At 33.1% G+C, this 13,183-nt stretch carries 10 protein-coding genes; 7 read left to right on the forward strand and 3 right to left on the reverse strand.

The window, feature by feature from the left end; genetic code table 11:
• The first annotated feature begins 75 nt into the window (after positions 1 to 75).
• Positions 76 to 1,176: an OmpA family protein gene (locus tag Q0856_RS05660; RefSeq protein ID WP_298503356.1), complete on the forward strand. Its 1,101-nt coding sequence runs from the start codon at positions 76 to 78 to the stop codon at positions 1,174 to 1,176.
• Positions 1,177 to 1,244: 68 nt separating this feature from the next.
• On the opposite strand, the gene Q0856_RS05665 is transcribed toward Q0856_RS05660, so the two are convergent.
• Both Q0856_RS05665 and Q0856_RS05670 read right to left on the reverse strand, forming a co-directional pair.
• On the reverse strand, positions 1,245 to 1,697 hold the full coding sequence (locus Q0856_RS05665) for a thioredoxin family protein (RefSeq protein ID WP_298476272.1): 453 nt from the start codon (positions 1,695 to 1,697) through the stop codon (positions 1,245 to 1,247).
• 42 nt (positions 1,698 to 1,739) lie between these two features.
• Positions 1,740 to 2,066 carry a YbaB/EbfC family nucleoid-associated protein gene (locus tag Q0856_RS05670; RefSeq protein WP_298503358.1) on the reverse strand — a complete coding sequence of 109 codons (327 nt, stop codon included), beginning with the start codon at positions 2,064 to 2,066 and terminating at the stop codon, positions 1,740 to 1,742.
• A gap of 73 nt (positions 2,067 to 2,139) precedes the next feature.
• Between Q0856_RS05670 and Q0856_RS05675 the strand changes: the two genes are divergently transcribed.
• From Q0856_RS05675 to Q0856_RS05700, 6 genes are all read left to right on the forward strand, one after another.
• Positions 2,140 to 4,278: a S9 family peptidase gene (locus Q0856_RS05675; RefSeq protein WP_298503360.1), complete on the forward strand. Its 2,139-nt coding sequence runs from the start codon at positions 2,140 to 2,142 to the stop codon at positions 4,276 to 4,278.
• A 65-nt stretch (positions 4,279 to 4,343) separates the two neighbouring features.
• On the forward strand, positions 4,344 to 5,384 hold the full coding sequence (locus Q0856_RS05680; protein ID WP_298476263.1) for a pyridoxal-phosphate dependent enzyme: 1,041 nt from the start codon (positions 4,344 to 4,346) through the stop codon (positions 5,382 to 5,384).
• Positions 5,385 to 5,507: 123 nt separating this feature from the next.
• On the forward strand, positions 5,508 to 6,767 hold the full coding sequence (locus Q0856_RS05685; protein ID WP_298476260.1) for an aminotransferase class I/II-fold pyridoxal phosphate-dependent enzyme: 1,260 nt from the start codon (positions 5,508 to 5,510) through the stop codon (positions 6,765 to 6,767).
• A 216-nt stretch (positions 6,768 to 6,983) separates the two neighbouring features.
• Positions 6,984 to 9,512, forward strand: a complete 2,529-nt coding sequence (locus Q0856_RS05690; RefSeq protein WP_298503361.1) for a sugar-binding domain-containing protein — start codon at positions 6,984 to 6,986, stop codon at positions 9,510 to 9,512.
• A 114-nt stretch (positions 9,513 to 9,626) separates the two neighbouring features.
• The gene (locus tag Q0856_RS05695) at positions 9,627 to 10,409 is read left to right on the forward strand and encodes an enoyl-CoA hydratase-related protein (RefSeq protein ID WP_298503363.1); all 783 of its coding nucleotides are present in this window, start codon (positions 9,627 to 9,629) and stop codon (positions 10,407 to 10,409) included.
• Positions 10,410 to 10,427: 18 nt separating this feature from the next.
• Positions 10,428 to 11,885, forward strand: a complete 1,458-nt coding sequence (locus Q0856_RS05700; RefSeq protein ID WP_298503365.1) for an aldehyde dehydrogenase family protein — start codon at positions 10,428 to 10,430, stop codon at positions 11,883 to 11,885.
• A gap of 111 nt (positions 11,886 to 11,996) precedes the next feature.
• Here the strand turns inward: Q0856_RS05700 and Q0856_RS05705 are convergent, their stop codons facing one another.
• Positions 11,997 to 13,115: a GTP cyclohydrolase gene (locus Q0856_RS05705; RefSeq protein ID WP_298503366.1), complete on the reverse strand. Its 1,119-nt coding sequence runs from the start codon at positions 13,113 to 13,115 to the stop codon at positions 11,997 to 11,999.
• Between the last annotated feature and the right edge of the window lie 68 nt (positions 13,116 to 13,183).

A 13,183-nucleotide genomic window follows, 5' to 3' on the forward strand; every position in this document is an offset into this window, starting at 1 on the left:
TAATGCAATTTTTTCCTGTTAGAGGTAAATTCGCTTGACTATAATTATTTAACATTAATTAACACTATTACCATTATGAAAAAAATTTTATTTCTTTTTGCAGTAATGACTGCATCAGTAACATTGGCTCAGGATTTGCCGGCTAATCCAGAACCAGGAAAATGTTATGTTCGTTGTACTACACCGGATGTATATGTGAATGAAACAGTTACTTTAACTGTAAAGCCAGCTTATAAAGTTTTAAAAACGGTTCCAGCAACTTTTAAAACAGTAACAGAAAGAGTAGAAGTAAAGGCTGCTGGAAAAAAATTAACTGTTGTTCCAGAAAAATGGGGAACAGAAACTGTTTCTTATGTTTCTAAAGAAGGAGGTAACACATTAAGAATTACTCCAGCTAGTTTTAGACCATCTTCAGAAACTATTGAAATTAAGCCAGCATATGCGCAATGGGAATTAGGAGCTTCTGCGCCTGACTGTGCTTCTGGTAATCCAGATGATTGTAGATACTGGTGTTATAAAGGTTACCCAGCTGAGTTTACTACTATAGATACACAAGTATTAGGAGCTGATGCCTCTGTAGCAAAAACACCAATTGGTTCTAAGAATGCTAGCTATACTAAAAGAGTTCTTTTAGAGCCAGCTAAGGTTGTAGAGACTGTAATTTCTGCAGAATATAAAACAATTACTAAAACCGTTTTGGATAAAGATGCTTTTACGACTGAAGAAACTGTACCTGCGGTTACTAAAACTATATCTAAAGAGGTTTTAAAGCAAAAAGGAGGTTTAACTACTTGGAAAGAAGTAGAGTGTTCATTAGTTGAATACCAAGCTTTACCTATTAACTGGAACTTAGGAAGTGCTACATTAACTTCTGCTGCTAAGAGTATTATAGATAGTAGATTAATGCCTGTTCTTGCAAAGAATCCTGGTGTTAAGTTAGAAATTGCTTCTCATACAGATGTTAGAGGTAATTCTAGTTCTAATCAAGATTTATCAGAAAGAAGAGCAAAAGCAGTAGCGGATTACCTTATTACGAAAGGAATTAACTCTAGCTTATTAGTAGCTAATGGTTATGGTGAAAATAAAGTAAAAAACAGATGTAGAGAAGGTGTTTCTTGTACAGAAAGAGAGCATGCTGTTAATAGAAGAACTGAATTTAGATTGATAAACAACTAAATTTAATTACCAACCAAAAAAAAGGGGCATCTATTTTAGATGTCCCTTTTTTGATTTAGGATATGTTTTTACTGATGCTTTTTTAAAAGCTCAATATGGTATTGCGTTTCTCCCGTCATACTATATCCAGAATATTCATCAAGAGAACTTCCTTTAGAATCTAGTATTTTAAGCAAGGGTACAGTGTTCTTTTCATTGTACTTAGATGCTAACTCATAATTATGTTTTAACTGCTCCTTAGTTAATAAATCTTTATTCCTGGGAATGTCTACATAAAGAAGAATGTAATCTTTAGAAATTTCTGAAAATTCAGTCGTTTCAAATAAATCTTTTTTAAGTTTTTTGCAAGGGGGGCACCAATCACTTCCTGTAAAATATACTAAAACATTTTTATGTTCCTTTTTCGCCTTTTTTAGGGCTTTATCATAATTCGTTAACCATTTAACATCATCAGTTCCGTGTAGGTCACCTTGTGCGCTAAGAAGAACTGGAAATAATAGTAATATCAAAAAACGTTTCATAATATATATTTTATATATGCTATACAGCAAATAACTTGCCATTTATTTAAATAACGAATCCATTCCCGGAATATTGGGCATACCGTCCTTCGCTACTGCTGCAAGTTCTGTTTCATTTACCTCAGTTGCTTTGTTTATGGCTTTGTTTATTGTTAGTATTAGGTAATCTTCTAATTGTTCTTTGTCTCGTAATAAACTATCGTCAATTTTTATTTCTTTAATTTCTCTATTGGCTGTTATTGTAACGTTCAACAATTGGTCAGCTGAGTTCTCTTGTAAAGTAACTGTATTTAGTCTTACTTTTGTAGCTTCTACTTTAGCTTGGGTTTCTTTGAGTTTTCCCATCATACCCATCATGTCTCCGAACATATTTTTTATATTTAAAATTTATACTTTCAAAATTACAAAATGTTTAATTTAAATTAAGCTTCTACATGTATATATGAAAGGCATAGTTTTTCTAATTAGTATTACTTTTGCATATTCTTGCCAAAATGATAAAAAAGATATGACAAAACCTATTGCTCCAGTTGCAAAGAAAATAGCAAAAGAATTAATAAAACATGAGGATGTTAGGGTAGATAATTATTACTGGTTAAATGACAGAGAAAATCAAGAAGTAATAGAATACTTAAATAAGGAAAATGAGTTTTATTCTAAGGTAACGGAACATACAAAGGGGTTTCAGAATGATTTGTTTTTTGAAATGAAATCTAGAATAAAGGAGGATGATTCTTCTGTACCGTATAAGCAAAATGGTTATTGGTATGTTACTCGCTATGAAACTGGTAAGGAGTATCCAATTTATTCTCGGCATAAAGATACATTAGAAGCACCTGAAGAAATTATGTTCAATGGAAACGAAATGGCCGAAGGTCATGACTATTTTAAAATTGGAGGAATTTCAATTAGCCCAGATAACAATTTAGCGGTTTTTGGTGTGGATACTGTTTCAAGAAGACAATATATACTTCAAATTAAAAACTTAAAGACTGGGGAGATTTATTCAGATAGAATAGAAGATACTACAGGTGGAGCAGTATGGGCAAATGATAATAAGACTATTTATTATACAAAGAAAGATAGTGTAACCTTACGCTCTGATAAAATTTATAAGTACAAATTTGGGGAGTTAGCAGAGAACGATTTACTTATTTTTCATGAAAAAGATGATACCTTTGGCACTGCAGTATATAAAACTAAGTCTAAAAAATATATTGCAATATTATCCTATAGTACCTTAACTTCTGAAGTTCAAATTTTAAATGCCGATAACCCTGATGGGGAATTTTCTATGTTTTCACCACGAGTAAGAGGAGTGGAGTATTCTATTTCGCACTATGAAAATTCTTTTTATGTTCTTACCAACAAAGATGAAGCAACCAATTTTAAACTAATGAAAGTTAGCGAAGAGGCTACAACTTCTGAAAATTGGAAAGATTTTATACCGCATAGAAAAAATGTTTTGTTAGAGGATATTGATATTTTTAAAAATTACTATGTTCTCTCTGAAAGGGAAAATGGGTTAAATAAGTTAAAAATAGTTAGATGGGATAATGCCAGTAGTTATTACTTGCCTTTTGGAAATGAAACCTATACCGCTTATGTAGGTACTAATCCGGATTATGATACTAATATTTTGCGATACGGATATAATTCAATGACAACACCAAGTTCAGTTATAGATTTTAATATGGACACAAAAGAAAAAACTATAAAAAAAGAACAAGAAGTATTAGGTGGTACTTTTAATAAAGATAATTATAAGTCCGAAAGAATTTGGGCAACAGCCAGAGATGGTGTTAAAGTGCCAATGTCTATAGTGTATCATAAAAACACAAATATTAATGAGGAAACTCCTGTATTGCAATATGCTTATGGGTCTTATGGCTCCACGATTGACCCATATTTTTCTACTATTCGTTTAAGTTTATTAGATCGAGGTTTTATTTTTGCAATAGCTCATATTCGTGGCGGAGAGTATTTAGGTAGACAATGGTATGAGGATGGTAAGCTTCTAAAAAAGAAGAATACATTTACGGATTTTGTAGATTGTTCTAAGTTTTTAATCGAAAACAATTATACAAGTGCCGAGCACTTGTATGCAATGGGAGGTTCTGCAGGAGGTTTATTAATGGGTGTTGTTATAAATATTGCTCCGGAATTGTATAATGGTGTTATAGCTTCTGTACCTTTTGTAGATGTAGTAACAACAATGTTAGACGATTCTATTCCATTGACAACGGGCGAGTATGATGAATGGGGAAATCCTAATGAAAAAGTATTTTATGAGTATATGAAATCTTATTCTCCTTACGATATGGTTAAAAAGCAGAAGTATCCAAATATGTTAGTTACTACAGGTTTGCATGATTCTCAAGTGCAATATTTTGAGCCAGCAAAGTGGGTGGCAAAATTAAGAGAGTATAAAAAGGATACTAATATTTTAGTGTTGAATATTAATATGGATGCTGGTCATGGAGGGGCTTCAGGTAGGTTCGAGTCCTTAAAAGAAGTGGCTAAGGAATATGCCTTTATATTAGATTTAGAGGGAAAAACACCATTAAGTCAAAAAAAATAGTAATTTTGTAGCTGAATTTTTGTCAATTGTATAATTGATAATCTTCTTAACTTAGATACCATTTTATGGAAAATAAGATAAATGCTTATAATAATGTCCTAGAATTAATAGGAGATACCCCCCTAATTAAGCTTAATAAAATAGCTTCTAGTTTTACTGGTAATTTTTACGCGAAGGTAGAGGCTTTTAATCCAGGACACTCGTCTAAGGATCGTATAGCTACACATATAATTGAAGAAGCAGAGCGTAAAGGTATACTAACTAAAGGTAGCACTATAATAGAAACCACCTCCGGTAATACTGGTTTTAGTATTGCTATGGTAAGTATTCTTAAAGGATATAAATGTATTTTAGCAGTAAGTGATAAATCTTCTGCGGATAAAATAGATATGTTACGTGCAATGGGAGCCAAGGTTTATGTTTGTCCTGCACATGTGAGCGCAGATGATCCTAGGTCGTATTATGAAGTAGCAAAGAGGTTACATAGTGAAACAAAGGGTTCTGTATACATAAATCAGTACTTTAATAAATTAAACCTAGAGGCGCATTATAAATCAACTGGTCCCGAAATTTGGAAACAAACAAACGGAAATTTAACCCATTTGGTAGTTTGTAGTGGTACAGGAGGAACAATTTCTGGAACAGGAAAATACATTAAGGAGAAAAATCCAAATGTTAAAGTTATAGGTGTGGATGCTTTTGGCTCAGTTTTAAAAAGTTATCATGAGACAGGCAAAGTAGACCAAGAAGAAATTTATCCTTATAGAATAGAAGGATTAGGGAAAAATTTAATCCCCACTGCTACAGATTTTAGTGTAATAGATAAATTTGTAAAAGTAACAGATGAAGAAAGTGCCCATATGGCAAGAGCTATAGCTAAATCTGAAGGACTATTTGTAGGTTATACTAGTGGAGCGGTAGTACAAGCAATTAAACAATTAAGTGAGCAAGGAGAATTTACTAAGGATAGTAATGTAATAGTTATTTTCCCTGACCATGGGTCTAGATATATGAGTAAGGTGTATAGTGATACTTGGATGGAAAATCAGGGTTTTTTAAATACTACCACAGTAGAAGAGAAACCAGAAGTAGAAATTGTAAAATAAGATTTAAGTTATATAACTTATAGAAAAGCAGCTACTAAAAAAGTAGCTGCTTTTTTGTGCATTAATATTTTATGAAACCTTAGTAAAAATATCTATTTTTGCAGGCAGAACCAAAGTAATGCGATGAGAGACTTATTTGAAAGAATTATAGAAAATAAAGGCCCCCTTGGAAAATGGGCTTCCCAAGCTGAAGGATATTTTGTTTTTCCTAAAATAGAAGGACCAATATCTAATAGAATGAAATTCCAAGGACGCGATGTTATAACTTGGAGTATTAATGATTATTTAGGGCTTGCTAATTTACCAGAAATTAAAAAGGTAGATGGAGAGGCAGCATTAGAGTATGGCGCGGCATACCCGATGGGAGCAAGAATGATGAGTGGTCATACAGAATATCATGAGCAGTTAGAAAATGAACTAGCTGCGTTTTCGAAAAAAGAAGCGTCGTACTTACTGAATTTTGGATACCAGGGATTTATGTCTGTAATCGATGCCTTGGTAACCAAAGATGATATAATAGTTTATGATGTAGATTGTCATGCTTGTATAATTGATGGAGTGCGTTTACATATGGGTAAGCGTTTTACATTTATTCATAACAATCCAGAAAGTTTAGAAAAAAACTTACAGCGTGCCACAAAAATGGCGGAACAAACTGGCGGAGGTATTTTAGTTATTTCCGAAGGAGTTTTTGGAATGCGAGGAGAGCAAGGAATTCTTAAAGAAATTGTAGCTCTTAAGAAAAAGTTTAACTTTAGACTATTGGTAGATGATGCTCATGGTTTTGGAACCTTAGGGGAAACTGGAGCTGGAGCAGGTGAAGAACAAGGTGTGCAAGATGATATAGATGTGTATTTAGCTACTTTTGCAAAATCTATGGCTGGTATTGGAGCATTTGTATCTGCTGATCAAGAGATTATAGATTACTTAAAATATAATCTACGTTCACAAATGTTTGCTAAATCATTACCAATGGTATATGTAAAGGGGGCATTAAAGCGTTTAGATATGATGCGTACGCAACCAGAGCTTAAAGCTAAATTATGGGAAAACGTAAATGCATTACAGTCGGGCCTTAAAGAAAAAGGTTTTGATATTGGTACAACCACTAGCTGTGTAACTCCAGTATATTTAAACGGAAGTATTCCAGAGGCAATGGCCTTGGTAAAAGATTTAAGAGAAAATCATGGAATTTTCTGTTCTATTGTGGTATATCCAGTAATTCCAAAAGGGTTAATTTTATTGCGTTTAATACCTACTGCCACACATACTTTACAAGATGTAGAAGAGACATTAACAGCTTTCTCAGCAATTAGGGAAAGATTAGAAAATGGAACGTACAAAAGGCTATCTGCGGCTGTTTCTGCTGCAATGGGTGAGTAAGTTTTACTTTGTAAATATAGTAAGTCCTAAATAATGTAATTGTTTAGGACTTTTTTTATGCCATACATATAGTTTGTTCCCATACTTACATTGCTGTAAGATGTTCGATTGTAAATTCAGTATACTTCAAATATAAATTTATATTTTGTATTTGAAATAATTGTTTTGTTGAGTATATTTGTGTATAAAATATTTATTATGCTGAGTTACTTTAAAATGAACAAAAGAATTATTTTGACTATGGCCGTAATATTTTGTTTGGTTTCATTGGTTTATGGTCAGCCAAACACAACCCTTTCTCACGATGAAAATAGCCTATCTGTTCGTGATCTTAGTGGAATGCGATGGCGGTTTAAAATGATGCTTCCAGGAGAAGGAGTAAAAAAAGGTTTACATAAGCTTCCATCAGAAGATATAGAGACTTTAGTTTGGAATAATGCCTCTGTACCGGGTGATGTTTATACAGATTTATGGAAGGCCGGGGTAATAGAGGATCCTTATTTTGGACGTAATAGTGTTAAAGCTCAATGGGTACAACAATACGAATGGTGGTATGCTTTACAATTTAGAGTTACAGAAGATATTGAAAATCAAGTGGTTGATGTTCTTTTTGAAGGAGTGGATTATGCATGCGAAGTATGGTTGAACGGGCATTATTTAGGGAAGCATGAAGGTGTGTTTTCTAAATTCTCTTTTAATGTAAATGAGTTTCTTAGAATAAGTAAGGATGATGTTCTTAAGAGCAAGAATATGTTGGTAATAAAGTTAGATGCACCACCACAAGTGAACGCATTTGTAGCTGGTAAAAAAACACCATGGTTCGGAGATTATTGGAGAGATTTAACGCCAATAGGAATTTGGCGTCCAGTTAAATTAGTGACAACAGGGAAGGTACGTTTTAAAGATGTTTATGCTAATAATACTATAAATAAAGATGGTTCTGCGGATGTAAATTTAGAAATGACTGTGGAGAATACAACAAATGCAGCAAAAGAAATGTCTTTTATTGCATCTTTGGAAGGGAAGAATTTTAAAATGAAATATATAAAAGTTGAATTTTCTAAAACCATACCTCCCGGGACCCATAAAATAGAAGAAAATATTAAAGTAAAGGATGCACAATTATGGTATCCTTGGGATTTGGGAAAACCAAATTTATACAAAGCAAAAATTTCTTTAAAAGAAGGAGATATTAATCATGATGTTAATGAGACCGTATTTGGTATTAGAGAAGTTACTTCTAAATGGAATCCTGGATTTGTAAAAAATGTAGATCTTACTTTTCCTAGATCCACTTATATAAACGGCAAATTTCACTTTATCCGCTCTGCATGTTGGGGTGGCCCACCAGATATTTTCACAGGAAGAACTTCTGTTGAAGAATATAAAGAGTTAATTCGTTTGGCTAAAGAAATGAATATGAATAATATTCGAATTTTTGGTTGGCATCCTCCAGAGATACCAGAATTCTATCGGTATGCGGACGAGATGGGAATGACTATATGGCAAGACATGATTCCTTTAGGTACCGGTAATATACCGACAGATGAAAAAAATCTTGCAGAAATATTCAATGAAGGCGTTCGGGTAATTAAAGAAAGGCGTAACCATCCTTCTCTTATTATGATGGAAGGAGGAGAAGAAATGATGTTTCGCACTAGAGATCCAAAATTTGGGCGTAAATTCTTAGAGCGCCTAGGAGATTCTCTTCAGGCGTATGCAAAATTACCATACGTTCCTGATTCTCCAATGACAGATCATGTTGCTCAAAAAGCAGGATTTAAGCCAAAAGAAGCGGTACATGCATTGCGTTACTTTTATGATATGGGGGAGTGGTTACATGAAGATTGGTATCAAACAAAAGCTGATGGATATCCCATTGTGCCCGAGTTCGCAATAACATCTGTACCATCCGTAGAGAGTTTAAAGAAATTTATTCCTGAAGAAGAATTATGGCCTCCCGGATTAAGTTGGGGCCACCATTGGGCAGATTTAATAAGGTTACGTATGCAGAATTGGGATGTATTCGGAAGTGAAATGAAAAGCTCATTGGAAGAATTTGTTAATGCCACACAAGATTCTCAAGGTATTATTTTCCAGAATGGTATTGAGCATTTTAGAAGGGATAAACCTAGTTTAAGCGGTATAGCTCTGTGCCATTATATTACTTATGGTCCAGATATGAAATGGGGCATTGTAGATAACTATCAGAAACCAAAAAGGTCTTATAATTTTGTTCAAAAAGCGTATCAGCCTTTGTTAGTAAATTTCGAATTTAAAAAACGAAGATGGAGTACTAAAGAACCATTTGTAGGGAATATTTGGGTGATAAATGATTACTATAAGTCCTATAAAGACTGCAATGTTAAATTTCAAATAAAGGACGATTCAGGGAAAGTTTTATCTCAAAAGAGTTTTGATGTTGCAAGTATTAAAGAAAATAGTGCTCAATCTTTCTTTAGAATAGAAGAAAAGGTTCTTAAAAACGTAAAAGAGAAATTTTATGTTTATTTAGAGCTTACAGATAAAAAAGGAAAGGTAATTTCTAAAAATGATTATTTTTTCTTGATTGGGGATCAAAAAACCGCAACTCAGAGATTTAATAAATGGAAGCAAGAAAGGTTAGAACAAGAGAATAAACATGGAGGTTATGGTTCGTACTATCATTTTTTTGAAGAATTAACGGGACAGCGAGGAAAAAAGTATGACAGTGGAACGCAAAGACCTAGAGCAATAGGATATTAGAAATAAGGATATTACTTCTTTAAAAATATTTTAGATTAGTTTATTTTTAAGTTCGGAGATTATAGTTATTCTAAATTTGAAGAAGCTAAAGTATTGTTTTAAAATATAAAAGGAATGGATGATATAACATCTCAGCTATTAGTAAATAAATCTAATGCGGTGGTAACAATTAGTTTAAACAGGGCTCCTGCAAATAGTTATTATTTGGATTATTTAAAATTGTTGAGTGGTGCTATTCGTAAAGCAAGCCAAGATAAAGAGGTAAAGGTGATTTTGCTTAATAGTACCTCGGAAAAGTTTTTTTGCGCTGGAGCAGATATTAAAATATTTAGCACTAACACTTCAGAACAAAATGCAGATATGGTCTTGGCAGCAAAAGAAGTTAGCAGAGAAATAACATCTAGCGATAAGATTGTAGTAGCAGCTATTAGAGGACATGTTTTGGGTGGGGGCTTAGAAATGATAATGGCTTGCGATATTCGTTTGGCGAGTGAAGGAAACTATTTGATTGGTCTGCCTGAAGTAAAACTTGGTTTAATGCCAGGTAATGGCGGAACTCCTAGATTAATTGATTTAATAGGGGTAAGTAGAGCAATGGAATTATTAGTTACTGGAAATTCTATATCTCCGGATAAAGCGTATCAATATGGCTTATTCAATCATATATATACTAAAGATGCTTTTAATAAAGAAGTAAATACATATGTTAATAATCTTGCCCAAGGAGCAGGAAAAGCTATGTCTGCTATTAAAAAATATGTTCAGAATCATAAAGGATTAAGTGCAGAAGCGTCTTTGCAATTGGAGACAGAAGCGGTGAATTTTCTTTACGATACAGCAGATGCTAAGGAAGGTTTTTTAGCGTTTGTAGAAAAACGAAAACCAAAATTTAATTAAATATTTAAAATTAGAATTATGAAACAAGCAGTTACGCATTACCCATGTTATATTAATGGAGAGTGGCTTAAATCTTCTACAAGAGAATCCATTGAGGTGGAGAATCCTGCTAGTAATCAGGTTTTTGCAACAGTTACAGCTTGTAATATAGAAGATGTTCAATATGCTTTAGAAACTTCGGAAAAAGCCCAATTAAGTTGGGGGTTGTTGCCTGCGCAAACAAGAGCTAATTACATTTATGCTATTGTAGATAGATTAAAGTTAGAGCGCGAGCATTTTGCTAAATTATTAGTAATGGAACAAGGGAAAACTTGGCCAGAAGCTTTAGGTGAAGTGGATGACACGGTTAGGTATTTAATATACTCAGCAGAAGCAGGAAGACGTATTCAAGGGGCTGTTTTTCCTTCTGAGAACCCAGAAGAGCGTTTAACTATTTATAAAGTTCCTTATGGAGTAACAGTAGCATTATGTGCTTTTAATTATCCTTTAGCTTTAATTGGAAGAAAATTAGGGCCAGCCTTAGTCACTGGTAATAGTATTGTGTTAAAACCTCATGAACTAACACCTGTAACAGCATCTGAATTTTGTCGTTTAGTACACGATGCCGGAGTTCCTAAAGGTATTGTAAATATGGTTTCTACAAAGAGTGCTAAAGCCGCGTCTTTATTGGTAGAGAGTCCTATAACTAAGTTAATAAGTTTAACAGGAAGTACTAATGCAGGTAGAGCAATGTATCGTGCTGCGGCAGACAATATTACGGGGATGATTTTGGAATTAGGAGGTAAGGCACCTTTTATTGTTTGTCATGATGCGGATATTGATAAGGCAGTAGAAGCTGCAGCAATATCTAGATATGCTAATTGCGGACAAGTTTGTATTTGTAATGAAATGGTAATGGTAGATGAGAAGGTGGCGGATGAGTTTACAGATAAATTAATAAAAAGAGTAAAGGAGATAAGAGTAGGAAATCCGTTTGATTCTAATGTTCAGATGGGACCAAATGTAAGTAAATTAGGCTTGGAGCGTGTAGATGGTTTGGTTAAAGAAAATATTACGCAAGGTGCAGAATTAGTATTAGGAGGAGGTAGACCAGATGGAAAAGAATTTGAAAAGGGAAATTGGTATGAGCCAACAATACTAACGAACGTTAAAAATGGACAGGCAACTACAAAGAATGAATTGTTTGCGCCAGTTTTGCCAATAATAAAAGTTTCTGGTTTTGAGGAGGCTATGTCTATGAATAATGAAAGGGAAGAAGGCTTGTCAGCGTATTTGTATACTAATGATTATAGAATTCATGAAAAAGCAATAGATTCTTTACAAGTAGGAACTATTTTTATAAATAGAGGTATTGTTGGGTATATTCAAGGATATCATTCTGGGCATAAAACATCTGGTTTGGGTGGAGAAGACGGAATCTATGGTATAGATGAGTATTTACAAAAAAGAACCATATATATGGATTATTCCAAATAATAAAATGTATTATTAAATGGTTTTTTAGACAATCTTTCCTATGACGATATTTATATTTTATTTCTGATTAAATATGCTATACTGGCGGAATACGAATAATGTATGATTATTTTAAAGATTTTTTTTATACGTTCTTCTTCTTTTATAGACTTCTGGATTAAAATGTTTCCAAATTTGTTTAATAGCAATATTATCTTCTAATTCTGGAGTACGAATGCAGTTTTGTATTCCTAAGGAAGAAAATGTTTTATGGTATTGATTAAACATTACAGCGGTTACTCCTTTGTTTTGATATTCGGGATGCACCCCAATTAGATAAAAGATCACATCTTTGCTATGTTTTTTAGCCTTTAACAAGTGGTAGAAACCAAATGGAAAAAGTTTCCCTTTTGCTTTTTGTAATGCTTCTGTAAATGAGGGCATTACAACACCAAATGCAATTAATTTATCATCCTTATCTAAAATGAATTTTATGTATTCCGGATTAATAAAACTTATGTATTTTTTTTTGAAATAGGCTTTTTGAATATCATTTATAGGAACAAAGGAAGAGAGGCTAGCATAGCTTTCGTTGAATAAATCGAACATTTTGTCTGCCATAGGCATAACTTCTTCAGTTTTTGTAAAAGAAAGTGGTTTAACTTTGTATCTAGTTTGTACCATTTTGTCCACTTTAGCAAAAAATTTGGGATCCGCGTTGGCGAATGGAAAGCGGTTTTCTTCATATTGCTTTTCCTTTACAAAACCTGAGTATTCATAATGGCTAGCATAGTATTCATGGTTGTACCACGTTATCATAGTTCCCATTTCATTAAACCCTTCAACAAGAACACCAACCTTATCTAAATTCGAAAAACCGACAGGGCCTTCCATATATTCTAGCTTGTAATTTTGTCCAATTTCTTTTACTTTATTTAAAAGTTTTTCAGAAACTTCCGTATCATCAATAAAATCGAACCAACCAAAACGCATTTTTTTTACTTTTTGCTGATTTATTTCTACCCAGTTTACAATAGCAGCAATACGGCCGACAATTGTATTATTCTTATACGCAAGAAAAAAGCGTGCCTCAGCATCTTTAAAAACAGGGTTTTTATCTTTGTTAAATGTGGCTAACTCATCATTAATTATAGGAGGAACCCAAAATTTACAATCTTTATAAAGACTAAAAGGAAACTTAACGAATTTCTTTAAATCACTTTTTGTAATGGCTTCTTTTAAAAGTATCATACTAAATTTTTAGAATAACTAGGGGAATAAGGTACAAGGTAAGAATAGTAATCGTAGGTTTAAGAAAT

It is taken from the genome of uncultured Maribacter sp. (assembly GCF_947496775.1).
Lineage (GTDB): Bacteria > Bacteroidota > Bacteroidia > Flavobacteriales > Flavobacteriaceae > Maribacter_B.

What these genes read in the sequence shown, in the direction of transcription:
- Q0856_RS05680 (WP_298476263.1), top strand. Translation starts at nt 4,344, where the DNA reads ATGGAAAATAAGATAAATGCTTATAATAATGTCCTAGAATTAATAGGA.
- Q0856_RS05705 (WP_298503366.1), bottom strand. Translation starts at nt 13,115, where the DNA reads ATGATACTTTTAAAAGAAGCCATTACAAAAAGTGATTTAAAGAAATTC.
- Q0856_RS05665 (WP_298476272.1), bottom strand. Translation starts at nt 1,697, where the DNA reads ATGAAACGTTTTTTGATATTACTATTATTTCCAGTTCTTCTTAGCGCA.
- Q0856_RS05695 (WP_298503363.1), top strand. Translation starts at nt 9,627, where the DNA reads ATGGATGATATAACATCTCAGCTATTAGTAAATAAATCTAATGCGGTG.
- Q0856_RS05690 (WP_298503361.1), top strand. Translation starts at nt 6,984, where the DNA reads ATGAACAAAAGAATTATTTTGACTATGGCCGTAATATTTTGTTTGGTT.
- Q0856_RS05675 (WP_298503360.1), top strand. Translation starts at nt 2,140, where the DNA reads ATGAAAGGCATAGTTTTTCTAATTAGTATTACTTTTGCATATTCTTGC.
- Q0856_RS05685 (WP_298476260.1), top strand. Translation starts at nt 5,508, where the DNA reads ATGAGAGACTTATTTGAAAGAATTATAGAAAATAAAGGCCCCCTTGGA.
- Q0856_RS05670 (WP_298503358.1), bottom strand. Translation starts at nt 2,066, where the DNA reads ATGTTCGGAGACATGATGGGTATGATGGGAAAACTCAAAGAAACCCAA.
- Q0856_RS05700 (WP_298503365.1), top strand. Translation starts at nt 10,428, where the DNA reads ATGAAACAAGCAGTTACGCATTACCCATGTTATATTAATGGAGAGTGG.
- Q0856_RS05660 (WP_298503356.1), top strand. Translation starts at nt 76, where the DNA reads ATGAAAAAAATTTTATTTCTTTTTGCAGTAATGACTGCATCAGTAACA.